Source organism: Streptomyces sp. NPDC088747 (assembly GCF_044751025.1).
Taxonomy (GTDB): Bacteria; Actinomycetota; Actinomycetes; order Streptomycetales; family Streptomycetaceae; genus Streptomyces.
In genome coordinates, this window is the sequence record NZ_JBIVKZ010000002.1 from 582961 (window position 1) to 609622 (window position 26662).

Below are 26662 nucleotides of genomic sequence, written 5' to 3' on the forward strand. Positions count from 1 at the left end.
TCCCCTTCACGTGACCGTCCCCGACCGTCGGCCGGCGGGGTGTCACTCCGGCTGGTGTTCGGGCCCCCCGAAGTCCGGGCTGGAGAAGTCCGGGCTGGAGAAACTCGGGCGCGCCGCGGCCGGGCCGCCGTCGGGGCTGCTGAACCCCGGCCGGTTGTAGCCGAGTTGCGGCATGCGGCTGCTCGGTGTCGGCGACGACGTACGGCGCATGGCCGCCGAGCCCGGGTCGGTGAGCGCATCTCGGAGGAACGGCATGATGCCGCGCTCCAGGAGAGCGTCGTGCCAGGCTTCCCTGGCCCGGTCGACCTGTTCGTCGAGCTCGCCGCGGGCTCCAGCCTGGAGCGAGGACGAGCTGTTGCGCAGTGCGGTGAGCAGGAGCCCGACCGCGGCGACCAGAATCGCGGCCGCCGTGACCGCGCCGAAGACCCACCCGGTGGTCAGGAGGGTCTTGGCGAACGCCGGCTCGGGGTCGAGCATTTTCAGGATGTACCCCACGAGCAGGAAGATCGCCGCGGCCGTCCCGGCGAGGACGGGGGCGAGCACCGCGACGACGGCGATGGCGCCCGCGCCGGCTGTCTCGGTGACCTCCCCCACGGTGGCGGCGAACCCCATCGCACTCGAACCCGGCTCGGCGGAGCCGGATTCCTTGCGAGCGGACGGGGTGGTCGGCGCCGGTTGACGCAGTTCCTCACGGGCTTTCACGTAGTGCTGGTACTCGGCCGTCGCGGCCACCGTGATGAGTGCCGTGGCGTTGAGTGCCATGGTGCGCAGTTGTTCCGGGTTGAGCCGCTGGCCGACAGCGGCGAGTTCCGGGCGGTGTGGTGCGGAGCGCAGCGCCTCATCGAGGATCCGCTCGTATTCCTGGCGGTCCTCGCTCAGCAGGTGCTGCGGAACGCTGTTCATCTGCATCCCCCGATGCTCCGTAGGGCTGATGGCTCGCACGCTGACGAGCCGTTGGGCAGAAACGGAGGGGAGCCTGCTACGGATAGTCCGATGGTAGAGCGGCGACGGCACGCCGTGACAGGGGGTTTCCAGAAATTGCCCTGTGGCCAGCGGAGTCCTTCACCGTGGGATGCCTGCCCGAAGAAGCCTCAGCTGTCCAGTGGCAGCTGCTGGACCAGCAGTTTTCCGGCCATGGTCACACCGCCGTCCATCGCGATGGCCAGTCCGTCGGCGTAGAGATGTGGTCCTTCGACTCCGGGGCTGGTGTTTTCCTCGCCGTCCTCGGACCCCACGTCGCCCAGGAGGTAGGGGATGGGGCTGTGGCCGTGGACGATGCGTGAGCCGCCGTACATGTCCAGCAGGGAGAGCACGGCCGCGGCGCCGCCGTCGTCGCGGAAGGCGAAGCGCTTGGTGAACTTGCGGAACAGGTCCCAGCACTCGTCCGCGTCGTTGCGGGTGAGGGTTTCGCGGACGGTGTCGTTGACCGCCTCGATGGAGTCGCCGTAGTCGAGGTAGGCGGTGGTGTCGGAGTGCACCAGGAGGTGGCCGTCGACCTCCTCCATCGCGTCGAGACGGGCCATCCACTGCAGATGGTGGTCCTGGAGACGGTCCATGTCGGTCTTCTGGCCGCCGTTGAGCAGCCAGGCGGCCTGGAAGGTGGCGGTGCCGGCGCCGGAGTTGACCGGGGTGTCGCCGAAGCGCCTGGCACCGAGCAGCAGCAGCTCGTGGTTGCCCATGAGCGCCTTGCAATAGCCGCCGGCGGCCGCGGCCTCGGCGGACAGCCGCATCACGAGGTCGATCACGCCGATGCCGTCCGGGCCGCGGTCGGTGAAGTCGCCGAGGAACCACAGGCGCGCGGTGCCCGCCGACCAGTTGCCGCCGGCGTCGAGGAGGCCCTGCTCCTGGAGCGCGGCGACGAGCTGGTCGAGATAGCCGTGCACATCGCCCACCACGTACAGCGGGCCCGGTCCGTCGGCTCCGCCCGGCACGGCCTCCGCGGGGTCGACGGTGACCTGGACCGTGTCACCCCGGTTGATCACCGGCAGATCGCGCCGCGTCGGGGTGTAGCCCTCGGGCTCCTCGACGGCCACAGGTCCCTCGCCGGGTAGCGTGCTCTGGGCGTACGGACCGGTCTCGTGCACGTACGCGGGCACCCGGAAGTCGCGCAACGTCGCCGTCCGCGCCTCGGGTCCCTGACCGGCCCCCTGAGTCATCGACCCCTCCACCACCATCGCGCCGCATCTGCACCGGATCGGACTGCCTGGTCGCAGCGGCCCGCGGTGTCGTGGGCCCATCATAGGAATGCGGATCGCGCCATGTGATGACCCAGGGGTGGTGAATCGGAGCAGGAGCCCTGTTCACCGGGGTTTTTGCCCGGATTGGGCGGGGCTTACCCCACCCGTCCGCGTCGGGCGTCAGCCTTTCTCGGGTGATCGGGGCGGACTCACCGTCGTCCGCGGCGGACGGCGTTCCGAGGAGGTCCGCACGATCAGCTCGGTCGGTATCACCTGCTCGACCGGTTGGTCCGATTCGACCCCCTCGATGGCGTCGATGAGGAGTTGCACCACCGCGGTGCCGATCCGGCGCGGTTTGAGCGAGAGCGTGGTGATGGGCGGCTCGGTGCTGGCGTACACCGTGGACTCGCTGCAGCAGACGAGGAGCAGGTCGTCCGGTACGCGCAGGCCGTAGCGCCGCGCCGCGGCCAGCAGGTCGGTGCCGTTCGGGTCGAAGAGTCCGTAGACGGCGTCCGGCCGGTCGGGCCGCGCGAGCAGCCGGTCGGCGGCGACGGCTCCCGCGCAGGGATCGTGCGCCGGGTAGGCCTCGTACACCGGATCCTGGCCCACGCGCTCGCACCAGCGCAGGTAGGCGGTGGTGGAGAGGTGAGTGTAGGTGTCGGTGGTGGTGCCGGTGAGGAGGCCGATCCGGCGGGCGCCGGCGTCGGCCAGGTGGTCGAGGATGCCCAGTACGGCGGCCTCGTGGTCGTTGTCCACCCAGGCGGTGACCGGCAGCGAGCCGGCCGGGCGGCCGTCGGAGACGACCGGTAAGCCCTGGCGGACGAGTTCGCTGACGACCGGGTCGTGGTCGGACGGGTCGATGACGACGGTGCCGTCCAGGGCGACGTTGGACCACACGTCGTGGCGCGAGGTCGCGGGGAGGATGACCAGGGCGTAGCCCCGGGCCAGCGCGGCCGAGGTGGCGGCTCTGGCCATCTCCGCGAAGTACGCGAATTCGGTGAAGGTGAAAGGTTCATCCCCGTACGTCGTCACGGTCAGGCCGATGAGACCCGACTTGCCGGTACGGAGGGTTCGGGCCGCGGCCGACGGGCGGTAGCCCAGCCGGTCGGCGACCTCGCGGACATGGCGTCGGGTGGCGTCCGGGAGCCGGCCCTTGCCGTTGAGGGCGTCGGAGACGGTCGTGATGGACACTCCGGCGGCTGCGGCCACGTCTCTGATGCCCGCCCGGCCCGGCCGACCGCCGCGGCGGGTTGTATCCGCCCGGCTCACCTGGTGCTTCCCTGCTGCTGTCATGGCGAGCCGATAGTAGGGCTCATGCGGTGGGGTAGTGCGGACGCATATGCACTCGTTGACAGGCACGTTTCTGCATGGTCGAAAAGGGCCAACTGCCTTAGAAAGAAAGTCAGTTGAACGATCCAATGGCAGGACGTGACTTGTCGGCGCGCATAGGCCTGCCAAGGGGGCCATGTCTCGAAGAGGTCTCAACTCACCTTGACGAGGGATGCGCGCTACGGCGTGAGCCACCGGCGCGCGGTCTGAAGGGTGGCGCGCCCCCCATTCGTACGCCTTCGTACGGGGATGATCACTCGGGCTCCGCCGACGGCGAGGCGGTTGTCCACAGGCCATTCGCAGTGGCGCCGAATCCTCATAAGGTGAGGAGCATTGGTAGCCGGTGGTGGTCATGAGCCGTCGGTGGTCGCGAGGAGGACTGCGGTGAGCGAGACGAGCCCCAAGCTGCGTGCCGAGCTGGAGGGTATCCCCACCTACAAGCCCGGCAGGCCCGCCGCGGCCGGTGGCGGGGTGGCGTACAAGCTGTCCTCGAACGAGAACCCCTACCCGCCGCTGCCCGGTGTGATGGAGAGCGTGGCCGCCGCCTCGGCGTCCTTCAACCGCTACCCGGACATGGCGTGCACCGGTCTGATGAACGAGTTGTCGGAGCGCTTCGCGGTCCCCCTCTCGGACCTGGCCACCGGCACCGGTTCCGTCGGGGTCGCACAGCAGCTGGTGCAGGCCACGAGCGGGCCGGGCGACGAGATCATCTACGCCTGGCGGTCCTTCGAGGCGTACCCGATCATCGCGCAGATCAGCGGGGCGACCTCGGTGCGGGTGCCGCTGACGCCGGGCGATGTGCACGACCTGGACGCGATGGCGGACGCGATCACCGACCGGACCCGGCTGATCTTCGTCTGCAACCCCAACAACCCCACCGGCACCGTGGTGCGCCGGGCCGAGCTTGAGCGGTTCCTCGACCGGGTGCCCAGCGATGTGCTGGTGGTCCTGGACGAGGCGTACCGCGAGTTCAACCGTGACGTGGAGGTGCCGGACGGCGTCTCGCTCTACCGCGACCGGCCCAACGTCTGTGTGCTGCGCACCTTCTCCAAGGCGTACGGGCTCGCGGGCCTGCGGGTCGGTTTCGCGATCGCCCACGAGCCGGTGGCCGCGGCCCTGCGCAAGACGGCGGTCCCCTTCGGCGTGAGCCAGCTCGCCCAGGACGCGGCGGTCGCCTCGCTGCGCGCCGAGGACGAGTTGCTGGGCCGGGTGGGCTCCCTGGTGTCGGAGCGCCTCCGGGTGGTCGAGGCGCTGCGCGGGCAGGGCTGGACGGTGCCCGAGACGCAGGCCAACTTCGTCTGGCTGCGGCTGGGGGAGCGCACGCTCGACTTCGCTGCCGCGTGCGAGCAGGCCGGGGTCGTCGTGCGGCCGTTCGTCGGCGAGGGGGTCCGGGTGACGATCGGCGAGACCGAGGCGAACGACATCTTCCTCAAGGCGACGGAGGGGTTCCGCAAGGAGCTCTAGGGGGTGTCGGAGGGTTGCCGAGAGCCTGTCGGAGGGTTGTCGGACAGGCCCTGGGTTCCGGGGCCGGGGCGGCGGTGACGGGGGTTGGGGCAGGCGGGGTCGCCGGGTCGTCGGGGCGCTGCCTCGGTGGTGACGGGGCTGGGGCCCGTGGAGCCGCCGGGTCGGAGGTTCCGGGGGCCCAGGGCATGCGGGGCCAGGGCGGCGGTTCCGTCGAAAGACGTTCTACGGGTACGAGGGCGCCGTCGTGCGGTGTGGATGCGCGGCGGCGTCTTGCTGTGCGCCCGGGCGGGCGGGGTCCGGCGAGGGGCGAGGCTGGTCGGTGTCGGTGCCGGTGCCAGTGCCAGTGCGAGTGCCGGAGGCGGTGGACCGGTGGCCCACCGGTCGGTGGAGCGGGCCGGCGGGGCGGGCTGCGGATCGGTCTGCGGATCGGTCGGATCGGGGTCCGGGACGACCTTCGCGCACCGACTTCGTGTCGACAATTCGGCCGTGACCAGCCGGTCCACGCTTAGGCACCCCCCGCGTGTCAACCCTCGAACGGCTATGCGGCATACTTGCTTGTGAATGTGAACGCGTTCACAAACGTGCCCGGTTGCGCCCGTGATGTGCGTGACAAACGGAGCAAACTGCCGCTGTACCACGGCGATGTAAGGAGAGTGACGACGTGGAATTGGCTTTGGCGCCCGAGACCCTGGCGCGCTGGCAGTTCGGCATCACCACCGTCTACCACTTCCTCTTCGTGCCCCTGACGATCTCGCTCGCCGCGGTCACGGCGATCCTCGAGACCGCCTGGGTGCGAACGGGCAAGGAGCACTACCTCAGGGCGACCAAGTTCTGGGGAAAGCTGTTCCTGATCAATATCGCCATGGGTGTCGTGACCGGCATCGTGCAGGAGTTCCAGTTCGGCATGAACTGGTCCGACTACTCGCGCTTCGTAGGTGACGTCTTCGGCGCCCCGCTCGCCTTCGAGGCGCTGATCGCCTTCTTCTTCGAGTCCACCTTCATCGGGCTGTGGATCTTCGGCTGGGACAAGCTGCCGAAGAAGATCCACCTCGCCTGCATCTGGATGGTCTCGATCGGCACGGTCCTGTCCGCGTACTTCATCATGGCGGCCAACTCCTTCATGCAGCATCCGGTCGGCTACCGGATCGTGAAGAAGGCGGACGGCAGTACCCGGGCCGAGCTCACCGACTTCCCCAAGGTGCTCTTCCAGGAGACCGCGCTCGTCAACTTCTGGCACGTCATGAGCGCGTCCATCCTGGTCGGCGGCGCCTTCGTGACCGGCATCGCCATCTTCCACCTCCGCAAGAGGCAGCACATCCGGACGATGCGCATGTCGCTGCGGCTCGGGCTGATCACCGCGCTGGTCGGCACGATCCTCACCGTGGTCAGCGCCGACACCCTCGGCAAGGTGATGTACGAGCAGCAGCCCATGAAGATGTCGGCCGCCGAGGCGCTGTGGGAATCCGAGCAGCCCGCCCCCTTCTCGCTCTTCGCGTACGGCGATGTGGCCGAGGGACACAACAAGGTCGCCATCGAGATCCCCGGAATACTGTCCTTCCTCGCCAAGAACGACTTCAACGCCGAGATCCCCGGCATCAACGACATCAACAAGGCCGAGCAGGAGAAGTACGGGCCGGGCGACTACCGGCCCAACATCCCCACCGCCTACTGGGCCTACCGCTGGATGATCGGCTTCGGCGGAGTCTCGATGATCCTCTGCGGCGCCGGTCTCTGGCTGACCCGGCGGAAGTTCTGGCTGGCGGCGGAACACCGCACCGGGGACGAGGACGTGCCCAAGCTCATGCTCACCAAGCGGCGGGAGCTGACACCGAAGCTGGGCGTCTGGTGGTGGCGGCTCTCCCAGTGGACGCTGATCTTCCCGATCATCGGCATCTCCTGGGGCTGGATCTTCACCGAGACGGGACGTCAGCCCTGGGTGGTCTACGGCCTGCTGAAGACCAGGGACGCCGTCTCGCCGGGCGTCTCGCAGGGTGAGGTGCTCACCTCGCTGATCGTGTTCACCCTGATCTACGCGGTCCTCGCCGTCATCGAGGTGAAGCTGATGGTCAAGTACGTCAAGCAGGGGCCGCCCGAACTCACCGAGGCCGACCTCAATCCGCCCACGAAGATCGGCGGCGACCTCAGTGACGCCGACAAGCCGATGGCCTTCTCCTACTAGGCCGAGGGAGCTGCTGAGTCATGGAACTCCACGACGTCTGGTTCGTCCTTATCGCGGTCCTCTGGACCGGCTACTTCTTCCTGGAGGGCTTCGACTTCGGGGTCGGCGTCCTCACCAAACTGCTGGCCCGTGACCGCACCGAGAAGCGCGTCCTGATCAACACGATCGGCCCGGTCTGGGACGGCAACGAGGTGTGGCTGCTCAGCGCGGGCGGCGCGACCTTCGCCGCCTTCCCCGAGTGGTACGCCACGCTCTTCTCCGGCTTCTACCTGCCGCTGCTGATCATCCTGGTCTGCCTGATCGTGCGCGGCGTGGCCTTCGAGTACCGGGTGAAGCGGCCTGAGGAGAACTGGCAGCGCAACTGGGAGAACGCGATCTTCTGGACCTCCCTGATCCCCGCGTTCATGTGGGGCGTCGCCTTCGGCAACATCGTGCGCGGAGTGAAGATCGACCGCAGCTTCGAGTACGTCGGCGGCTTCTGGGACCTCCTCAACCCGTACGCGATCCTCGGTGGCCTGGTCACGCTGACCCTGTTCACCTTCCACGGGACGGTGTTCGTCGGGCTCAAGACCGTCGGGAACATCCGGGAGCGGGCGCGGAAACTGGCGCTGAAGCTCGGGCTGGCGACGGCCGTGCTGGCTCTCGTCTTCCTCGTCTGGACCCAGGCCGACAACGGTGACGGCAGCTCCCTGGTCGCGCTGATCGTCGCGGTCGTCTCGCTGGTCGCGGCACTCGGGGCTGTCCAGGCCGGGCGTGAGGGCTGGGCGTTCATGCTGTCGGGGCTCACCATCGTGGCTGCCGTCGCGATGCTGTTCCTGTCCCTCTTCCCGAACGTCATGCCCTCCTCGCTCAACGACGAGTGGAGCCTGACGGTCAGCAACGCGTCGTCGAGCCCGTACACCCTGAAGATCATGACCTGGTGCGCTGGGATCGCGACACCGATCGTCCTGCTCTACCAGTCATGGACGTACTGGGTGTTCCGCAAGCGGATCGGCACGCAGCACATCAGCGTCGACGCAACGCACTGAGTCCTCTACCGGACACCGAGTCCGCCACCACGCACTGAGTCTTCCGACGCGCGCTGAGCCCGGTTGAGCGCGCTGAGTCCGACTACGGCATGTTTCACGTGAAACGTGCCTGTTGAGCCAAGGGTGTGTTTCACGTGAAACCAATCGACCCGCGTCTGCTTCGGTACGCCCGCGCAACTCGCTTCTTCCTCGCGGCGGTTGTCGGTCTGGGGGCCGCCGGAGCGGCGCTGGTCATTGCCCAGGCGATGCTCATCGCCGAAGTGGTGGTCGGCGCCTTCCAGCACGGCTACTCGGTCACCGAACTCCGCACCCCGCTGGTTCTGCTGGTTCTGGTCGCTGCGGGGCGCGCCCTGGTTTCCTGGCTCACCGAACTCGCCGCGCACCGGGCCGGCGCGGCGGTCAAGTCGGAGTTGCGGGGGCGGCTGCTGGAGCGGGCGTCGCAGCTCGGTCCCGGCTGGCTGAGCGGGCAGCGGACGGGATCCCTGGTCGCCCTCACCACCCGGGGAGTCGACGCGCTCGACGACTACTTCTCGCGCTATCTGCCGCAGTTGGGGCTCGCGGTGGTGGTTCCCGTGGCGGTGCTCGCCCGGATCGTCACCGAGGACTGGGTGTCGGCGGCCATCATCGCCGGCACGCTGCCGCTGATCCCGGTGTTCATGATGCTCATCGGCTGGGCCACCCAGAGCCAGATGGACCGTCAGTGGCGGCTGCTCTCACGGCTCTCCGGGCATTTCCTGGACGTGGTCGCGGGGTTGCCCACGCTCAAGGTCTTCGGCCGGGCCAAGGCGCAGGCCGAGTCGATCCGGAAGATCACCGGCGAGTACCGGCAGGCGACCATGCGGACCCTGCGGATCGCCTTCCTGTCGTCCTTCGCCCTGGAACTGCTCGCGACGATCTCGGTCGCGCTGGTCGCGGTGACCATCGGTATGCGGCTCGTCCACGGCGAGATGGACCTCTACGTGGGGCTCGTCATCCTCGTCCTGGCACCCGAGGCGTATCTGCCGCTGCGGCAGGTGGGCGCGCAGTACCACGCCGCCGCCGAAGGCCTCTCCGCGGCAGAGGAGATCTTCGCGGTGCTGAAGACTCCGGTGCCCTCCTCCGGCTCGCGTCCCGTGCCGGAGGGCGAGATCGGCTTCGAGGCCGTGACCGTGCGGTATCCGGGGCGCTCCGGCGACGCGGTCTCAGGCGTCTCCTTCACCGTCGGGCACGGGGAGACGGTGGCCCTTGTCGGGCCGAGCGGCGTGGGCAAGTCGACGCTGCTGAACGTCCTGCTGGGATTCGTGGAACCCGCCGAGGGGCGGGTGCGGATCGGGGGAGTCGATCTCCGCGAGGCAGACCTGGCTGACTGGCGTTCGCGCATCGCCTGGGTGCCGCAGCGGCCCCACCTGTACGCCCAGTCGATCGCCGAGAATGTACGGCTCGCCCGGCCCGACGCGGACGACGCCGCGGTACGGCGGGCGCTGGCCGACGCGGGCGCCGCGGGCTTCGTCGACGCGTTGCCCGACGGAGCGGCCACCGTGCTCGGTGAGGACGGTGCCGGGCTGTCGGCAGGCCAGCGCCAGCGTCTCGCCCTGGCCCGCGCGTTCCTCGCGGACCGTCCGGTGCTGCTCCTCGACGAGCCGACGGCCGCACTGGACGGCGCGACGGAGGCGGAGGTCGTGGAGGCGGTCCGGCGGCTCTCCGTGGGCCGGACGGTACTGCTGGTGGTGCACCGGCCGGCGTTGTTGGGGGTGGCCGACCGGGTGGTTCGGATGGAACCCGCGACGGCCGTACCGGCTTCCGGTTCCGCGGCGGACGTATCGGCGTCCGGTTCCGCGGCGGACGTATCGGCGTCCGGCTCCGGGTCGGTCGTACCGGCGCCCGCGTCCGGACCAGTGGTCGTACCGGCGCCTGGAGCGGTACCGGCGGTCGTACCGGTGTCCGGATCGGTACCGGCGGCGGTCGGATCGGTACCGGCGGTCGTGCCGGTGGCCGGTGCCGGGAGCGCCGGGAGTGTGCAGGCCGGGCGAGCGTCGGAGGGACGGGCGGTCGAGCTGGAGAGCGTGCCTGTCGGGGTCGGAGGAGGGGCGGGCATGGCCACGCGCAGGCGGGACGGCGTGCTCGCCCGTGTCCGGGCCATGGCCGCCCCCAGACGGGGCGCCCTCGGTCTCGCCCTCCTCCTCGGCAGTCTCGCGCTGGGCAGCGCCGTCGGGTTGATGGCCACGTCCGGATGGCTCATCTCGCGAGCGTCCGAGCAGCCTCCGGTGATGTATCTGATGATCGCGGTGACGGCCACGAGGGCGTTCGGTATCGGGCGGGCCGTGTTCCGGTACACCGAGCGGCTCGTGTCGCACGACGCGGTGCTGCGGATGCTGGCCGACACCCGGGTCGCCGTGTACCGGCGCCTTGAGCGGCTGGCGCCCGCCGGACTGCGGACGACCCGGCGTGGAGATCTGCTGTCTCGGCTCGTCGCCGATGTCGACGCCCTCCAGGACTACTGGCTGCGCTGGCTGCTCCCCGTTGGAGCCGCGGGCGTCGTGTCCGCCGCTTCCGTCGGCTTCACGGCGTGGCTGCTGCCCGAGGCCGGTGCCGTGCTCGCCGTGGGACTGCTGGCGGCCGCGGTCGGGGTACCCCTGCTGACCGGCGCCGTGGCGCGTCGCGCGGAGCGGCGGCTCGCACCCGCGCGCGGTGTTCTCGCGACCCGGGTGGCCGATCTGCTCACCGGCACGGCCGAGTTGGCGGTCGCCGGCGCGCTGCCCGCCCGTACCGCCGAGACTCGACGGGCCGACTCGGTACTCACCCGTATCGCCTCCCGGACCGCCACCGCGACCGCGCTGGGCGACGGGCTCACCACCCTGGTGTCCGGGCTGACGGTCACGGCCGCGGCCGTCGTGGGCGCCCAGGCGGTCTCCGCGGGGCGGCTGAGCGGAGTGGCGATGGCCGTCGTCGTCCTCACCCCGCTGGCCGCCTTCGAGGCCGTCCTCGCGCTGCCGCTCGCCGTCCAGTACCGACAGCGGGTGCACAAGAGCGCGGAGCGGGTGTACGAGGTGCTGGACGCCGCCGATCCCGTACGCGAACCGGAGGACCCGGCGCAGGCGCCCGCCTCCCCCTTCCCCCTGGTCCTCAAGTCGCTGGACGCCCGACACGCAGGACAGGACCGGGACGCGCTCACCGGGCTCGGCCTGACCCTGGAGCAGGGGCGCAGGATCGCTGTCGTGGGCCCCTCCGGATCCGGCAAGACCACGCTCGCGCAGGTTCTGCTGCGCTTCCTGGACGCGGACGAGGGCACCTACACGCTGGGAGGGGCAGACGCGTACGAGATGTCAGGTGACGCCGTACGGCGGCTGGTCGGGCTGTGTGCCCAGGACGCGCACCTCTTCGACAGTTCGGTACGCGAGAACCTGTTGCTGGCCAGGAAGGACGCAACCGAGGCCGGGCTGCGTGACGCGCTCGCGCGGGCCCGGCTGCTCGACTGGGCCGACGATCTCCCCGACGGGCTCGACACGCTCATCGGCGAACACGGCGCCCGGCTGTCCGGGGGGCAGCGTCAGCGGCTCGCGCTGGCCCGCGCACTGCTCGCCGACTTCCCCGTCCTCGTGCTGGACGAGCCCGCGGAGCACCTCGATCTCCAGACGGCCGACGCGCTCACCGCGGATCTGCTGGCCGCGACCGAAGGCCGTACGACTGTGCTGATCACCCATCGGCTGGCCGGTCTTGACGCCGTGGACGAGGTGATCGTGCTGGCGGAGGGCCGGGTGGTCCAACGAGGGCCGTACGCGGAGCTGGCGGCCGTCGAGGGCCCGCTTCGGGAGATGGTGGACCGGGAGGCGGCAGGGGACCTGCTGGTCGGTGCCGCGGCGTACTGATCGCGAGGGCGGCCGAGCTGGGTGGCCGAGGTGGATGGCCGCCCGATCAGGCATCAGGCCCTGGGCCCGATCAGGCATCGGGCCAGGGCCTGTCTCCGGCTTTCCCTGACAAAAGGGACTAACTACGCTCGGGGTATGTCGGCAGACCCCGCCTCGCCCGAGTCCGAGCCCGAGACCCCGTCCCCGTCCCTATCCCCGTCTCAGTCCCCGTCTCAGTCTGGCGGTGGTTCCGGCACGGCCGGTCCGGAGGTCCCCGGGGGGCAGGGGCTGTCCGTCGACCTGGCCGTGCGGGTGCCCCAGTTGTTGGAGGCGGTGCGGTCGGTGGGAACGGGCCTGGAACTGCACTCCACGCTCGACCACATCTGCGAGACCGCGGCTGAGCTGTCGGACGCCCGGTACGCGGCGATCGGGGTCCTGCCGGAGGACGGGGACGGGCTCGTGGACTTCGCGTTCCACGGTGAGGGCGTCGACGAAGACACCGCCCGGCTGATCGGGAGGCTGCCGGACGGTCACAAGGGGCTGCTGGGGGCGCTCATCCACGACCCGGAGCCCGTACGGCTCGCGAACGTGACGGACGATCCGCGGTCCTGCGGCTTCCCGGCGCACCATCCGCCGATGCGGACCTTCCTGGGGGTGCCCATCCAGGTACAGGGCGAGATCCTCGGGAATCTGTACCTGACGGAGAAGCGTGGCGGCGGGCCCTTCAACGACTACGACCTCAACATGGTCCGCGTGCTGGCGACGGAGGCGGGCATCGCCATCGGCAACGCCCGGCTGTACGAGGCCGCCCAGCAGCGCGAGCGCTGGATCGACGGCTCGGTGGCCGTCACCACCGCCCTCCTGTCCGGCGGTCCTGCCGAGGACGCCCTCCAGGTGGTCGCCGAACAGGCCCGCCGGCTCTCGGGTTCCGCGGCGGGGGTCGTGCTGCTGCCCTCCGCCGAGGGCGGCCTGGAGGTCGTCGCCGTCGCCGCCGAGCACCCCTCGAAGGCGCTGGGAATGGTCTTCCCGCCGGAGAACGAGTTCGTCGCCGAACTTCGCTGCGGGAAGCCCGTGTTCGTCGACGACGCGGCCACCGACCCGCGCATGGTCACCGAGTTCGCCCGACTGTACGGGCCGATGATGATGCTCCCGTTGCAGAGCGACGGACGCGTCCTCGGCTGCCTCGTCACCCCGCGCGGGCTGGGCGCCCGCCCGTTCACGGGGACCGAGCGGACCCTGGCCGCGCAGTTCGCCGCGCAGGCCGCGCTCGCGCTGATGATGGCCGAGGCGCAGCGCGACCGGGAGCGCCTCGCGGTGTACGAGGACCGCGACCGGATCGCCCGTGACCTGCACGATCTCGTGATCCAACGGCTCTTCGCCACCGGGATGATGCTGGAGGGCGCCCAGCGGCGGTCCGTCACTCCCGAGGTCCGGGAAGGGGTCGGCAAGGCGGTGGACGCTCTCGACGTCACCATCCAGGAGATCCGCACCGCCATCTTCGCGCTCCAGCAGGACCCCGCCGAAGCACCGTCCGGACTGCGCACCCGCGTACTGCGCGAGATCAACATGGCCGCCGTACCGCTCGGTTTCAAGCCCGCCCACCGCTTCGTCGGACCTGTCGACACCGTGGTCGGGGAACTCACCGGCAAGAACCTCATCGCCGCCCTGCGTGAGGCCCTCTCCAACGCCTTCCGGCACGCCGGGGCCTCCCGCATCGACGTCGTCGTCGACGCGAGGTCGACCCTGCGGGACGGACGGCGGGGCGTACGGCTGACGGTCGCCGACAACGGGGTCGGCATCCCCGACGGCGGCAGGCGCAGCGGCCTGCACAACCTTGAGCGGCGCGCCGAGTCCCTGGGCGGCGAGAGCTGGTTCGAGCCGGGGGCCGGTGAGCACGGCAGCGGTACGACAGTGGTGTGGCAGGCGCCGTACTGAGCGCACACGGCTCCCGCCTCGTCTCGCCGAACTCCCCGCCTCAGGGCTCCCCACCTCAGGGCTCCCCGCCTCAGGGCTCCCCGCCTCAGGGCTCCCCGCCTCAGGGCTCCCCGCAAGGCTTCCCCCAGCACATCTCACCGCCCTCGCGGGTCAACACGCCCTAGCCATCCCCCTGTTCGGCCCACCCGAAAGAGCCATCCGTGGCGCCCGTTCCCCCGTGCGTACCCCTTGAACAGGACCGGGAGCGCGGGTACGCGACACGATCGCTGTCATGCGCTCACTTCGCCGCCATCCCCTGTTCCTGCCGGCCCTGCTGTGCGCGGTCGCGGTTCTCGCGGCCCGGCCCACCTCCGCCGAGGGCGAGTCGGGGGCCGAGCCCGGCATCAGTGCCCAGGTGGCGCGGCTCTACGAGGACGCCTCCGTGGCGGCGCGGCAGTACGAGGCCGGATATCAGGAGGCCGCGGCGCAGCGGAGCAGAGCGCAGCGGGCGGAGGAACTCCTCGCACGGGAACGGCAGGACATCGCCGTGCTGAACGGGGACCTCGGCCGTATCGCGCGCGCCCAGTACCGCGAGGGCGGCGGCCTGCCGATCACCGCGCAGTTGCTGCTCGCGGACAGCCCGGAGGAACTGATGCGCGGTCAGCGCGCGGTGTGGCAGGCGGATCTCGCCGTCAACAACGCCATCAGCAAGAGCCGCCGGGCCGAGGAGAGACTCGCCGCGGACGAGGCGAAGGCCCAGGCGCAGTGGCAGGCACTGGACAGGCGCAACGTCGAACTCGCCGAGATCAAGCGGACGATCCAGGTGAAACTGGACGAGGCGCGGTCGGTGCTCCAGGGCCAGGCGGACGCCGCGGTGGGGGCGGGCGCCTGCCGGGGTGCCGTCCGGCTCGACCAGCCGGAAACGGACTCCACGCGCGCGTGGGTCCCGCCGGTGGAGACGTACGAGCTCTCCGCGAGCTTCGGCAGCGGCGGTGAACGCTGGGCCGGCCGGCACACCGGGCAGGACTTCGCGGTGCCGATCGGCACGCCGGTGCGGGCGGCCGGAGCGGGCAGGGTGGTGAAGGTGTCGTGCGGCGGGGCGTTCGGTATCGCGATCGTGGTCCAGCACCCGGGCGGCTACTACACGCAGTACGCGCACCTCGCCGCAGTCACCGTCGACCAGGGCGAGCGGGTCGAAGCCGGGCAGTGGATCGGACAGTCAGGCACCACCGGCAACTCGACCGGCCCGCATCTGCACTTCGAGGTGCGGGTCACGCCCGAGCTGGGGTCGGGGATCGACCCGGTGCCGTGGCTGGCGGCGCGGGGGGTTTCGCTGTAGATCCGCGCGAACGGGTGCGGGGGGTACCGGCTACGGTGCGGGCGGGAACGCGGCCGTGAGCCTTGCCTCGGCATCCGTCGTCGCGAGTCCGCGCGGGCGTCGTCCCCGGTCGCGGGTCAGGCCTGCCGCTCGGCGATGATCTGCTCGATCACCACCGCCACGCCGTCCTCGTTGTTGGCGACCGTACGTCCGGACGCCGCGGCGATCACGGCAGGGTGGGCGTTGCCCATCGCGTACGAGCGGCCCGCCCAGGTGAGCATCTCGACGTCGTTCGGCATGTCACCGAAGGCGATGACCTCCTCGTGCGAGATGCCGCGCTCGGCGCAGCACAGCGCGAGTGTGCTCGCCTTGGAGACACCGGGGCCGCTGATCTCCAGGAGGGCGCTGGGGCTGGAGCGGGTGACGCCGGCCCGGTCGCCGATGGCCAGGCGGGCGACGGCGAGGAAGCCGTCCGGGTCCATGTCGGGGTGGAAGGCGAGCACCTTGAGGATCGGCTGGTCGGCGTCGAGGGCGTCCGCGGCGAGCAGCTTCTCGGCGGGTGCGATGGACTCCGGGGCCTCCATGTGCAGCGCCGGGTACGCCGGTTCGAGGTGGAGTCCGTAGGTGCGCTCGACGGCGACCGCGGTGCCGGGGGCCGCGGCGCGGAGCAGTTGGATGACGTCGAGAGCGACGTCGGGCGTCAGCTCACGGATCTTGACGAAGCGGTGGGCGCCGGGGCCGCCGTGCAGGTCCACCACCGCGGCGCCGTTGCCGCAGATCGCCAGGCCGTGCCCGTGGACGTGGTCGCTGACGACGTCCATCCAGCGGGCCGGGCGGCCGGTGACGAAGAACACCTCGATGCCCGCCCGCTCGGCGGCGGCGAGGGCGGCGACCGTGCGCTCGGACACCGACTTGTCGTCGCGCAGCAGCGTGCCGTCGAGATCGGTGGCGATCAGCCGGGTCGGAACCATGGAGGCCGGGGTCTCGGGCCGTCGAGTCGCTGAGGTCACCGGCCCATTGTCCCGCATATGCGTGCACGGGCGGGCGGCGGCCCGCACATGTGAGTGATTACCGTCCTCACCAGGGTTGTTACGCCCCGTCAGGGTGGAGCCGACGATTCAGGCCAGTTGCGCGGTCGCCTCCAGGGCGATCCGCTCGAAGACCTTCTCGTCCGCCGCGAAGTCGGATTCGGGGATCGGCCAGTGGAGCACCAGGTCGGTGAAGCCCAGCTCCGCGTGACGGCCCGCGAAATCGACGAACGCGTCCACCGACTCCAGCGGACGGCCACGGTCCGGGGTGAAGCCGGTGAGCAGGATCTTGTCGAGTTCGCCCACGTCACGACCGGCTTCGGCACAGGCCGCACCCAGCTTTTCGACCTGGCCGCGAATGGCTTGAACCGACTGTTCAGGAGTGCCCTCCTCGTACAGCTTCGGGTCGCCCGTCGTCACCCACGCCTGTCCGTACCGCGCCGCGAGCGCCAGTCCGCGCGGCCCGGTGGCGGCCACCGCGAACGGCAGCCGGGGGCGCTGGACGCAGCCGGGGATGTTGCGGGCCTCGTGCGCCGAGTAGTAGTCGCCGCCGTACGACACGGAGTCCTCGGTGAGGAGGCGGTCCAGCAGCGGGACGAACTCGGCGAGACGGTTGGCGCGCTCGCGCGGGGTCCAGGGCTCCTGCCCGAGCGCCGTCGCGTCGAAGCCGGTGCCGCCGGCGCCGATTCCCAGGGTGACCCGGCCGTTGGAGATGTCGTCGAGGGAGATCAGTTCCTTGGCGAGGGTCACCGGATGCCGGAAGTTCGGCGAGGTCACCAGCGTGCCGAGGCGCAGGCGGTCGGTGACGGCGGCCGCGGCGGTCAGCGTCGGGACGGCTCCGAACCACGGACCGTCCCGGAAGGTCCGCCACGACAGATGGTCGTACGTGAACGCGGTGTGGAAACCGAGCTCCTCCGCGCGCTGCCACGCGGCACGACCGCCCTCGTGCCAGCGGAGATACGGCAGGATCACGGTGCTCAGACGCAGACTCATGCCGCCGAGCCTATGCGCAGGAGCGAAGCGGTCGCGGCAGGGGCGGGGCGGGGGCGCGACCGGCGAAGCGGGCGGCGATGGGCGGAGGGTCGGTGACCGTGGGACTGGTACGGCGATCGAACGGGGGGTCGGTGATCAGACAGAGGGCCGGCGATCGAGTGCCGGGTACGGCGATCGGGCGGAGGACCGGCAGGCGGTGACCGCCTCGGCACTCGCGTGCACTGACACCGTCATCAAGCCCCGCGGTTGGTCGGTTCCTCGCCCGGCCGGCCGCGGTCGCGTTCACCTGCCGCGACGCTCCGTCCGGCGACAAGGCGGAGGGCCGGTGATCGGGCGGAGGGCCTGCCACAGCGCGGACCGGGTAGGGCGATCGCGTGGAGGGTCAGCGCACGCGTGCGCTCAGCCACGGGCTCAGGCCGACCATCAGAAGGCGCTCCTTGTACGTCCGGTCGCCGGGCAACGGCACGATGAGCCGGTAGCCGGGCGGGAACCGGCGCGCGCTCACGTACGCGAGGCCCCCGAGGACCGAGCGCAGGAAGGCGGGTACGTCGTCGCGCGGGACGTCGGGGAACTCCACGCCCTCAACGCTGATCAGCGCGTCGTCCTCCGGATAGAGCCGCACGCTCAGCCGGGGCAGCCCGCCGAACTCCACGAAGGCCTCGTGCGGAAGCGAACCGTCGGGGTCGGCCGTCACACCGACGCCCGCGGCACTGCGGCGGGACGTCTGGTCGGCGCCGATGTCGTGGGTGACCTCGAACTCCCGCGCGTACTCGGAGGCGATCGACCGGAGGGCGTCGACGGCGGCCTCGGTGCTGGGCAGCTGCTCCATGTCCCCGATCATCCCTGAGGTCAGTGCGGCGAGGGGAACCGGATGTACCGGGGCGGTACGGCCTCGGTGAGCCACACCCCGTTGGCGCTGACGTGGAAGACATGGCCGTCGCGGTCCATGGCGCCGGCGTCCACGGAGAGCACGACTGGCCGGCCGCGGCGGGCGCCCACCCGCGTGGCGGTTTCGCGGTCGGGCGAGAGATGCACGTCGTGCCGGTTCATCGGCTTGAGACCCTCGGCGCGGATCGCGTCCAGGCTGCGGGCCACGGTCCCGTGGTAGAGGTACGCGGGGGGAGTCGCCGTGGGCAGCCCGAGGTCGACCTCGACGGAGTGGCCCTGGCTGGCGCGGATCAGGTTCCCCTCGACGGCGAAACGCCGTTTGTCGTTCGCGGCCACCACGTGGTCCAGCTCCTCGCGCGTGAACCGGAAACCGTGTGCCGACGCCGCGGCGATCAGCGTTTCGATCTCGACCCAGCCTCCCTCGCCGAGGGTCAGTCCGATCCGCTCGGGCTGGTGCCGCAGGTGTTTCGAGAGGTACTTCGACACCTTCACGGTGCGTCTTTCATCCATCCCGCAAGGGTGCCTGCCGGGATGGAGATCACGCATTTGATTTTGGTCCCGAGGTTTGATCCACAGCCAAGTCCAGTTATCCACAGGGGAATTGGCGATTCTGTGGACAACTCACAAGACTCTTCAGGGTATTTCGCCAACCTTGGGCTTTTTGTTGTGGTTTGACATGAGGAGATCCAAGGTACGTGCCTGCATCTCCCGTTCGGCGGCGGCCGCGATGAACTCGTCCACCTGCCCGGCGCCAACCAGCTTGGTGATCGCCTCAGTTGTCCCGGCCGGTATCGCCGCGAAATGCGTCTCGCCCGCGGGTCGAGGCACCTTGTCCGCGCCGAGCTGTTGCCGCAGATACCGGTTGGCGAACAACCGCATGGCGCGCGCCAGTTCGGCGTCCACGGTCTGCTGCGCGAGCGGTCGTAGCCGTCGTACGAGCGAGGCCGCCTCGGCCGCTTCCGTGTCCGTCGGAGGGTGTCCTCCCAGATAGCGGGCGAACACGTGCTCGGTCGTGAACTCCAGGAAACGGGAGGCGATGTGCTCGACCTGACCCCGCAACTCCCTGAGATGGCCCGAGATCGCGGGAAGGGGTACCCCCGCCGCGTACAACTCGACCGCCACGGACAGCTCTTGGGGGCTCGGAACCAGGAAGAGGTTCTCGTCCCCCGGCACGGGCTCCAGCACACCGAGTGCGATCGCTTCGGCGAGTGCCGCGGCGTCCGGACTGCCGCCGAACCTCTCGTCCAGGTCCGCCCGGGAGATCCGTACGGGCTCCTCGTCCGTCCACGGCCCGTCCACCTCGGCGACCAGGCCGAGGACCCCGCCGAGACCCCGGCCCGCGTCCCAGGCCTCCAGGAGCTCCTTTATCGAGGCCAGGGTGTACCCCCGGTCGAGGAGATCGGCGATCTGGCGCAGCCGGGCCAGGTGCGCGTCCCCGTACACGTTGGCACGGCCGCGCCGCTCGGGGCGGGGGAGCAGGCCACGGTCCTGATACGCCCGGATGGTACGGACCGTGGCACCGCTTCTGTGCGCCAGATCCTCTATGCGGTAGGCGGGTTGGGCGGCGGGGGTGCCGTCCGTCGCGGGGCCGTTTCCGGGCCCCGCGCCCTCGGCGTTCGCCGCGCAGGCGATGTCGGGTCGGCCCGCGGCGTTCGCCACGCCGGGCCTGTCGAGTCCGCCTGCGGCTTCCACCGCACCGCCCCTGTCGAGCCGGCCCGGGGCGTTCATCGCGCCGCCCCCGTCGACCCGGCCCGCCGCCGTATCCACCGGCTCCTCGTTCACGGTTCCCCGCCCTCCCGAGTCGCCGGGCGGGTCCGCCCGGCGAAGTCGCTACGCGATGGCCGCCCGGCCGATCGCTCCCGCCGCTGAGCGAGCCGCGGGCGACCGCGCCAGGTACTCCGCCGCCCGGCGCAGCGAGCCCTCCTGCGAGGGATGGTACGACCGCCGCAGATAGCGGGGCACGGCCGCTCCCAGCTCTTTCCAGGTGGGCAACAGGCCTTTTCGGACGGCACTGTTGTGTGCGGCGAGCGAGTAGCGCAGGCGTCCGGCGAGCTGGGGGTCGTGCCGGATGAGATAGGCCGCCCCCCACCCCCACAGGTAGAGCAGCACCGGCGCGGTGACCGCCATCCCCGCCACCCGGCGCGCGTACCGGGGCAGGCCCTCGCCGCCGCAGTGCTGGTACATGTCGAAGGCGACGGCGCGGTGTTCGACCTCCTCCGCGCCGTGCCAGCGCAGCAGGTCGAGCATGACCTCGTCGGCGTCGGCGAGGTCCAGGCCCTCCGCCGCGAGCACCCAGTCGCCCAGCACCGCGGTGAACTGCTCGATCGCCGCGATCACCGACAAGCGGAAACGCAGCCACTCCCGCGGCGGGACGGGCGCTCCCAGCGGAGGCCGCTCGCCGAGCAGCCCATCAAAGAGGAAGTCGACGTGCCGCGTGAAGTCCGCGGTGTCGAGCCGCTGCGCCGCCAGGTGGTCCAGGACGTACGCGTGCTGCACGCTGTGCGTCGCCTCCTGGCCCATGAACCCCTTGACGTCCTTGAGGAGTTCGGGGTTGTCGACGAGCGCGAGCGCCTCCTTGAAGACCTTCACGAACCACCGCTCCCCCGCTGGAAGCAGCAGATGCAGCACGTTGATGACATGCGTGGCGGTGGGCTCGTCCGGGATCCAGTGAAGGGGCGTCCTCTCCCAGTCGAAGGAGACCCGACGCGGAGCGATCGTGTAGCGGTCCTCCCCGGCGGAGGCCCCTCCCAAGAAGTCCTCTTCCCCCGCGCAGTGTTCGACGAAGTCACCGGCCGATCCACCGGCCGATCCACCGGCCGATCCACCGGCCGACCCGCCGCCCGACCCGCTCATAGTGGTGGCTCCAGTCGTGCGACCGCGCGCAACGCCCTCGGTGAGAAGCGGGACATGAGGTGGGCGCCGCGGGCCTCCGGCGTGACGGGCACGACCGCCTGGTTGCGGACGACGGCGCGCAGGATCGCGTCGGCCACCTTCTCCGGCGGGTAGTTGCGCAGCCCGTACAGCCGCGCCGACCGCTTCTGGCACCGCCGCTCCTCGCTCTCGTCGACACCGGCGAAGTGCGCGGTGGAGGCGATGTTGGTGTTGACGAAACCGGGGCATATCGCCGAGACGCCGATCCCCTGCCCCGCCAGCTCCGCGCGCAGGCACTCGCTGAGCATCAGCACGGCCGCCTTGGAGGTGCTGTAGGCGGGGAGCGCCTTCGACGGCTGGTACGCCGCAGCCGACGCGGTGTTGACGATGTGGCCGCCCTGCCCGCGCTCGGCCATCTGCTTCCCGAAGAGCCGACAGCCGTGGATCACGCCCCACAGATTCACGTCGAGGACCTTCTTCCAGTCCTCGGGAGTGGTGTCGAGGAAGGACCCGGAGAGTCCGATGCCGGCGTTGTTCACCAGCACGTCCACGACGCCGTACTCGGTGGCGACCTTCTCGGCGAGCTTCTCCATGGCCTGCTCGTCGGAGACGTCGACGGTCTCTGCCCAGGCCTCGGGGGAGCCGATCAGCCGGGACATCTCCGCCGTACGGGCGGCACCCTCCGCGTCACGGTCGACGGCCACCACGCGCGCGCCGGCCTCGGCGAACGCGTAGGCGGTGGCCCGCCCGATGCCGCTCCCCGCGCCGGTGACCAGCACGAGCTGTCCGCCGAACCGGTCCGCGTGCCTGCCGGTGGCCACGGTGTCCCCCAAGGGCACGCCGTCCTCGTTGGCGTGCACGAACTCGGTGATCCGGGCCGCCAGTTGATCGGGCCGGGTGCGCGGAACCCAGTGCTTGGCGGGGAGAGTTCGGCGCACGAGACCCGGGGCCCACCGCTCCAGCCCGTCGTTGAGCCGCTCGGAGAGGAACGCGTCCCCCAGGGGCGTGATGAGCTGCACGGGCGCGTGCGCGTACGCGTCCTCGCGCGGCCTGCCCAACCGCGCCCGCACGTTGTCCCGGTACAGCCAGGCGCCGTGCGCCGCGTCCGAGGGCAGCGAGGGCGTGGGGTAACCGTCCGAGGGGACCTTCTCGACGCGCCGCAGGATCTTGGGCCACTGCCTGCCCAGGGGCCCGCGCCAGGCCAGCTCGGGCAGCACCGGCGTGTGCAGCAGATACACGTACCAGGACTTGGCGCCCTGGCCGAGGAGCTGGCCGACCCCGCGCGGGGTGGGCCGCTTCACGCGCTGCTTGATCCAGTGCCCGAAGTGATCGAGAGAGGGGCCGGACATCGACGTGAAGGACGCGATCCTGCCCTCGGTGCGGGCGACCGTGACGAACTCCCAGGCCTGCACCGAACCCCAGTCGTGCCCCACCAGGTGCACCGGCTTGTCAGGACTCACCGCGTCCACGACGGCCAGGAAGTCGTCCGTCAGCTTCTCCAGCGTGAACCCGCCCCGCAGCGGCTGCGGCGCCGATGACCTGCCGTGCCCGCGGACGTCGTACAGCACCACGTGGAAGCGCTCGGAGAGCTTCCCGGCGACCTCGGTCCACACCTCCTTGGAGTCCGGATAGCCGTGCACGAGAACGACCGTCGGCTGCCGCTGATCGCCCAGCTCCGCCACGCACAGCTCGACCCCGCCCGTCCGCACCCAGCGCTCGCGCGCCCTCGTGAGACTCACTTGTCCTCCGCCCAGCGCCGCACGTGCGGCAGATCGTCGTCCAGCCAGAACGCGCTCGCCTCGGGGTCCTTCGAGTCGGTGACGACCAGGATCTCCTCGAACTTCGCGCCCGTACCCCGGAATCCGAGGTGCGGTTCGACCGCCCACAGCCCCGGACGGGGTGGGTGGTCGGAGAACCTGTACGGCGACCACAGCGGCGACCAGCCGTCGCGGTGACCGTGCAGGGCGTCGCTCGCCAGCCCCTTCAGGGACTGGATACCGAACCCGAACAGGTGGGGTGACCAAGGGCGTTCCTTCACCCGGTCGACCTTGTGGGCGATCACACCGAACGGATAGGCCCGGTGCCGGTTCGCGTACCCCTGGCGGACCATGAGCCGGTCCACGTCCTGGTAGATCTCGCGCAGCGGGCGACGCTCACGCACCTCGCGCAGGATCAGCTCGCGATGGGCCCTGAGGTCGGCCATCAGCTTGTCCTGCACGGGATTGAGCCCCAGGGAGCCCGAGTAACCGATGTCCGCCGTGAAGCCCTTGTGGACCGGGGCCATGTCGAGGATGAACGGCATCCCCGCCTTCAGCCTGCGGTTGGTGGGGAAGAACTGGAGCGGGACGCGGAAGCCGGTGAACGCCGTGCGGTCCCCGAACCAGGCGAAGGGCAGGTGGAACCAGTCCCGCACCCCGCGCCCGCGCAGCCACTCACGCTGCATGCGCGCCGCCTCGCGCTCGGTCACCCCCGGCTCCAGCCGGGCCGCCACCGCCTCCGCGCACTCGTAGGCGAGCCGCTGCACGTCCCTGAACCCCCGCAGCTCCGCGGAGAGTTCACCCGTCGCCGCACCGCTCATGCCACCGTCCGTCCACCACGATCGCCGTACGTGCCCGTAACTTGACACTGATGAATGTGACAATGGTTGGAGGCTGCGTCAATAGGGCGGCGTCGCCCCTGTGGACAACTCGGCGGATGTGGATGGTCCGTCGCCGGTTGTTCGACCTCAGGGGGACCCTTACGGTCCCCTACACCTGAAGAGGGATGCCGATACAGCTCCCTGGTCTGACGACCGGCTGTGGCGTGCGCCACTACCTTCGAACCGTGACTGTGATCGCGACCGAAAGCCTGAGCAAGCGGTTCCCCAGGGTGACCGCTCTTGACCGGCTCTCCGTGGACGTCGGACCCGGTGTGACCGGACTCGTCGGAGCCAACGGAGCCGGCAAGTCCACATTGATCAAGATCCTGCTGGGTCTGTCCCCCGCCACGGAGGGCCGCGCACACGTGCTCGGCCTCGACGTCGCCACCGAAGGCGGCGCCATCCGTGAGCGGGTCGGATACATGCCCGAGCACGACTGCCTGCCGCCCGACGTCTCGGCCACCGAGTTCGTCGTCCACATGGCGCGCATGTCCGGGCTCCCGCCGGCCGCGGCCCGCGAGCGCACCGCGGACACCCTGCGCCACGTCGGCCTCTACGAGGAGCGGTACCGCCCCATCGGGGGCTACTCGACGGGCATGAAGCAGCGCGTCAAGCTCGCGCAGGCCCTCGTCCACGACCCCCAGCTGGTCTTCCTCGACGAGCCGACCAACGGCCTCGACCCGGTCGGCCGCGACGAGATGCGCGGCCTGATCCGGCGTATCCACACCGACTTCGGCATCTCGGTGCTCGTCACCTCGCACCTCTTGGGCGAGCTGGAGCGCACCTGTGACCACGTCGTCGTGGTGGACGGCGGCAAACTGCTGCGGTCCAGTTCCACCACCGACTTCACGCAGAAGACGACGACCCTCGCCATCGAGGTCACCGACACCGACGAGCACCCGGACGGCACCCGCGCGGTCCGCGACGTGCTCCACGCGCGCGGGGTGGAGACCCACGAGGGCAGCGGCCTGCCCGGCGCCGGACACATCCTGCTGCTCACCGCCGACGGCGAGGAGACCTACGACCTCGTCCGCGACATCGTCGCCGACCTCGGCCTCGGCCTGGTCCGCATGGAACAGCGCAGGCACCACATCGCCGAGGTGTTCAACACCGAGAACGACCAGAACGCCCAGAACCAGAGCGGCGAACGTGACGAGCGCGAGCAGCGGAAGGAGGCGGTCGGCCATGGCGGTTGAGCAGCCCCAGGTCCAGCCCACACCCGGCGCGGGCGAACAGACCCGCATCCACAACATCGGCTACCGCAACTACGACGGGCCCCGCCTGGGCCGCGCCTACGCCCGCCGCTCGCTGTACTCGCAGTCCCTGCGCGGTTCCTACGGATTCGGCCGCTCGGTCAAGTCCAAGGTCCTGCCCATGCTGCTCTTCGTGGTGATGTGCGTCCCCGCCCTGATCATGGTGGCCGTGGCGGTCGCCACCAAGGCCAAGGACCTGCCCGTCGACTACACGCGCTACGCGATCATCATGCAGGCCGTCATCGGCCTCTACGTGGCCTCCCAGGGACCCCAGTCGGTCTCCCGGGACCTGCGTTTCAAGACGGTGCCGCTGTACTTCTCCCGCCCCATCGAGACCGCCGACTACGTACGCGCCAAGTACGCGGCCCTCGCCTCGGCGCTCTTCGCCCTCACCGCCGCACCGCTGATCGTGCTCTACGTAGGGGCCCTGCTGGCCAAGCTCGACTTCGCCGACCAGACGAAGGGATTCGGCCAGGGACTGGTCTCCGTGGCGCTGCTGTCCCTCCTCTTCGCCGGCATCGGCCTGGTCATCTCCGCGATCACCCCGCGCCGCGGCTTCGGCATCGCGGCCGTCATCGCGGCCCTGACCATCACCTACGGAGCGGTTTCCACCGTCCAGGCCATCGCCTTCGACCAGTCCAGCACCGGAGCCGTCCCCTGGCTCGGCCTGTTCTCGCCGATCACGCTCATCGACGGAGTCCAGACGGCGTTCCTGGGCGCCGCCTCCGCCTTCCCCGGAGGGGAGGGCCCCTCGTCCGCGCAGGGCGTCGTCTACCTCGTCGTCGTCCTGGGACTCATCGCCGGCTGCTACGGCCTCCTGATGCGCCGCTACCGAAAGGTCGGGCTGTGACCACGCTTAACATCGACCACGTCTCACGCTGGTTCGGCAACGTGGTGGCGGTCAACGACATCACCATGACGATCGGCCCCGGCGTCACCGGTCTGCTCGGCCCCAACGGCGCCGGGAAGTCCACCCTCATCCACATGATGGGCGGCTTCCTGGCCCCCTCCACCGGCACCGTCACCCTCGACGGCCGGCCCACCTGGCGCAACGAACAGATCTACAAGCAGATCGGCATCGTCCCCGAACGCGAGGGGATGTACGACTTCCTCACGGGCCTCGAATTCGTCGTCGCCAACGCCGAGTTGCACGGCCTGGGCAAGAAGGCCGCCCAGAAGGCCCTCGCCACCGTCGAGATGGAGTACGCGCAGGACCGCAAAATCTCGACGTACTCCAAGGGCATGCGCCAGCGCGTGAAGATGGCGTCCGCGCTCGTCCACGAGCCGTCCCTGCTCCTCCTCGACGAACCCTTCAACGGCATGGACCCGCGCCAGCGCATGCAGCTCATGGACCTGCTGCGCCGTATGGGCGACGAGGGCCGCACCGTGCTGTTCTCGTCCCACATCCTCGAAGAGGTCGAGCAGCTCGCCGCCCACATCGAGGTGATCGTCGCCGGACGCCACGCGGCCAGTGGCGACTTCCGCCGCATCCGCCGGCTGATGACCGACCGGCCGCACCGCTACCTCGTCCGCTCCAGCGACGACCGGGCACTCGCCGCCGCGCTGATCGCCGACCCGTCCACGTCCGGCATCGAAGTGGACCTCGCCGAGGGCGCGTTGCGCATCCAGGCCGTCGACTTCGGCCGGTTCACCGCGCTGCTGCCCCGGGTCGCGCGCGACAGCGGCATCCGGCTGCTCACGGTCTCGCCGTCCGACGAGTCCCTCGAGTCCGTCTTCTCGTATCTCGTAGCGGCGTAG

The 26662-nt window shown here is 70.5% G+C and carries 20 protein-coding genes; 9 read left to right on the forward strand and 11 right to left on the reverse strand.

Translation table 11 applies throughout. From position 1 onward, the window contains the following. Window positions 1-42: 42 nt before the first annotated feature. From ACIP79_RS07115 to ACIP79_RS07125, 3 genes are all read right to left on the reverse strand, one after another. Window positions 43-909, reverse strand: a complete 867-nt coding sequence (locus ACIP79_RS07115) for a hypothetical protein (RefSeq protein WP_401220358.1) — start codon at window positions 907-909, stop codon at window positions 43-45. A 182-nt stretch (window positions 910-1091) separates the two neighbouring features. Next, complete coding sequence (locus ACIP79_RS07120; RefSeq protein ID WP_401220360.1) at window positions 1092-2156, reverse strand: metallophosphoesterase; 1065 nt, start codon at window positions 2154-2156, stop codon at window positions 1092-1094. Between the two features lie 201 nt (window positions 2157-2357). After that, complete coding sequence (locus ACIP79_RS07125; RefSeq protein ID WP_383679163.1) at window positions 2358-3470, reverse strand: LacI family DNA-binding transcriptional regulator; 1113 nt, start codon at window positions 3468-3470, stop codon at window positions 2358-2360. A gap of 420 nt (window positions 3471-3890) precedes the next feature. Here ACIP79_RS07125 and hisC point away from each other — a divergent pair, with 420 nt between their 5' ends. The 6 genes from hisC (at window position 3891) to ACIP79_RS07155 (ending at window position 15254) form a co-directional block, all read left to right on the forward strand. After that, a complete protein-coding gene (hisC, locus tag ACIP79_RS07130; RefSeq protein ID WP_401220364.1) occupies window positions 3891-4970 on the forward strand; it encodes a histidinol-phosphate transaminase in 1080 nt (359 codons plus the stop codon). A 661-nt stretch (window positions 4971-5631) separates the two neighbouring features. Next, window positions 5632-7149 carry a cytochrome ubiquinol oxidase subunit I gene (locus ACIP79_RS07135; protein WP_401220367.1) on the forward strand — a complete coding sequence of 506 codons (1518 nt, stop codon included), beginning with the start codon at window positions 5632-5634 and terminating at the stop codon, window positions 7147-7149. Window positions 7150-7169: 20 nt separating this feature from the next. Next, window positions 7170-8177, forward strand: coding sequence for a cytochrome d ubiquinol oxidase subunit II (gene cydB, locus ACIP79_RS07140; RefSeq protein ID WP_401220370.1), 1008 nt, complete (start codon window positions 7170-7172; stop codon window positions 8175-8177). A gap of 125 nt (window positions 8178-8302) precedes the next feature. Further along, a complete protein-coding gene (cydD, locus tag ACIP79_RS07145; RefSeq protein WP_401220372.1) occupies window positions 8303-12022 on the forward strand; it encodes a thiol reductant ABC exporter subunit CydD in 3720 nt (1239 codons plus the stop codon). Window positions 12023-12157: 135 nt separating this feature from the next. Further along, the gene (locus ACIP79_RS07150; RefSeq protein WP_401220374.1) at window positions 12158-13936 is read left to right on the forward strand and encodes a GAF domain-containing sensor histidine kinase; all 1779 of its coding nucleotides are present in this window, start codon (window positions 12158-12160) and stop codon (window positions 13934-13936) included. A gap of 271 nt (window positions 13937-14207) precedes the next feature. Continuing rightward, the gene (locus ACIP79_RS07155) at window positions 14208-15254 is read left to right on the forward strand and encodes a peptidoglycan DD-metalloendopeptidase family protein (protein WP_401220376.1); all 1047 of its coding nucleotides are present in this window, start codon (window positions 14208-14210) and stop codon (window positions 15252-15254) included. 116 nt (window positions 15255-15370) lie between these two features. On the opposite strand, the gene ACIP79_RS07160 is transcribed toward ACIP79_RS07155, so the two are convergent. The 8 genes from ACIP79_RS07160 to ACIP79_RS07195 all read right to left on the reverse strand — a co-directional run bounded on the left by ACIP79_RS07160 (window position 15371) and on the right by ACIP79_RS07195 (window position 23591). Then, a complete protein-coding gene (locus tag ACIP79_RS07160; RefSeq protein ID WP_383679142.1) occupies window positions 15371-16261 on the reverse strand; it encodes a Cof-type HAD-IIB family hydrolase in 891 nt (296 codons plus the stop codon). Window positions 16262-16351: 90 nt separating this feature from the next. Next, entirely contained in the window at window positions 16352-17254 is a 903-nt protein-coding gene (locus ACIP79_RS07165; RefSeq protein ID WP_401220377.1) for an LLM class flavin-dependent oxidoreductase, read from the reverse strand. A 382-nt stretch (window positions 17255-17636) separates the two neighbouring features. After that, entirely contained in the window at window positions 17637-18095 is a 459-nt protein-coding gene (locus tag ACIP79_RS07170) for a hypothetical protein (protein WP_401220380.1), read from the reverse strand. Between the two features lie 8 nt (window positions 18096-18103). Further along, window positions 18104-18652 (reverse strand): RNA 2'-phosphotransferase, encoded by a 549-nt coding sequence (locus ACIP79_RS07175; protein WP_401220382.1) that lies wholly within the window; start codon window positions 18650-18652, stop codon window positions 18104-18106. 123 nt (window positions 18653-18775) lie between these two features. Further along, window positions 18776-19924 carry a MerR family transcriptional regulator gene (locus ACIP79_RS07180; protein ID WP_401220385.1) on the reverse strand — a complete coding sequence of 383 codons (1149 nt, stop codon included), beginning with the start codon at window positions 19922-19924 and terminating at the stop codon, window positions 18776-18778. A 48-nt stretch (window positions 19925-19972) separates the two neighbouring features. After that, window positions 19973-20893 carry a metal-dependent hydrolase gene (locus tag ACIP79_RS07185; protein ID WP_401220388.1) on the reverse strand — a complete coding sequence of 307 codons (921 nt, stop codon included), beginning with the start codon at window positions 20891-20893 and terminating at the stop codon, window positions 19973-19975. Window positions 20894-20991: 98 nt separating this feature from the next. After that, on the reverse strand, window positions 20992-22752 hold the full coding sequence (locus ACIP79_RS07190) for an SDR family oxidoreductase (RefSeq protein WP_401220391.1): 1761 nt from the start codon (window positions 22750-22752) through the stop codon (window positions 20992-20994). Beyond that, window positions 22749-23591 carry a M24 family metallopeptidase gene (locus ACIP79_RS07195; protein ID WP_401220393.1) on the reverse strand — a complete coding sequence of 281 codons (843 nt, stop codon included), beginning with the start codon at window positions 23589-23591 and terminating at the stop codon, window positions 22749-22751. Before ACIP79_RS07195 ends, ACIP79_RS07190 begins: the two co-directional genes overlap by 4 nt. 251 nt (window positions 23592-23842) lie before the next feature. Between ACIP79_RS07195 and ACIP79_RS07200 the strand changes: the two genes are divergently transcribed. From ACIP79_RS07200 to ACIP79_RS07210, 3 genes are read left to right on the forward strand one after another with little or no spacing between them, the layout of a single operon-like run. After that, entirely contained in the window at window positions 23843-24847 is a 1005-nt protein-coding gene (locus ACIP79_RS07200; protein ID WP_401220924.1) for an ABC transporter ATP-binding protein, read from the forward strand. Beyond that, entirely contained in the window at window positions 24837-25754 is a 918-nt protein-coding gene (locus ACIP79_RS07205; protein ID WP_401220395.1) for an ABC transporter permease subunit, read from the forward strand. The genes ACIP79_RS07200 and ACIP79_RS07205 overlap by 11 nt, the downstream gene beginning before the upstream one ends. Continuing rightward, window positions 25751-26662 (forward strand): ABC transporter ATP-binding protein, encoded by a 912-nt coding sequence (locus tag ACIP79_RS07210; protein ID WP_401220398.1) that lies wholly within the window; start codon window positions 25751-25753, stop codon window positions 26660-26662. The genes ACIP79_RS07205 and ACIP79_RS07210 overlap by 4 nt, the downstream gene beginning before the upstream one ends.

Coding starts and splice junctions, on each gene's coding strand:
- ACIP79_RS07115 (WP_401220358.1), bottom strand. CDS start 909: ATGCAGATGAACAGCGTTCCGCAGCACCTGCTGAGCGAGGACCGCCAG.
- ACIP79_RS07175 (WP_401220382.1), bottom strand. CDS start 18,652: ATGGATGAAAGACGCACCGTGAAGGTGTCGAAGTACCTCTCGAAACAC.
- ACIP79_RS07195 (WP_401220393.1), bottom strand. CDS start 23,591: ATGAGCGGTGCGGCGACGGGTGAACTCTCCGCGGAGCTGCGGGGGTTC.
- ACIP79_RS07160 (WP_383679142.1), bottom strand. CDS start 16,261: ATGCGGGACAATGGGCCGGTGACCTCAGCGACTCGACGGCCCGAGACC.
- ACIP79_RS07120 (WP_401220360.1), bottom strand. CDS start 2,156: ATGACTCAGGGGGCCGGTCAGGGACCCGAGGCGCGGACGGCGACGTTG.
- ACIP79_RS07205 (WP_401220395.1), top strand. CDS start 24,837: ATGGCGGTTGAGCAGCCCCAGGTCCAGCCCACACCCGGCGCGGGCGAA.
- ACIP79_RS07165 (WP_401220377.1), bottom strand. CDS start 17,254: ATGAGTCTGCGTCTGAGCACCGTGATCCTGCCGTATCTCCGCTGGCAC.
- ACIP79_RS07170 (WP_401220380.1), bottom strand. CDS start 18,095: ATGATCGGGGACATGGAGCAGCTGCCCAGCACCGAGGCCGCCGTCGAC.
- ACIP79_RS07155 (WP_401220376.1), top strand. CDS start 14,208: ATGCGCTCACTTCGCCGCCATCCCCTGTTCCTGCCGGCCCTGCTGTGC.
- ACIP79_RS07150 (WP_401220374.1), top strand. CDS start 12,158: ATGTCGGCAGACCCCGCCTCGCCCGAGTCCGAGCCCGAGACCCCGTCC.
- ACIP79_RS07125 (WP_383679163.1), bottom strand. CDS start 3,470: ATGACAGCAGCAGGGAAGCACCAGGTGAGCCGGGCGGATACAACCCGC.
- cydB (WP_401220370.1), top strand. CDS start 7,170: ATGGAACTCCACGACGTCTGGTTCGTCCTTATCGCGGTCCTCTGGACC.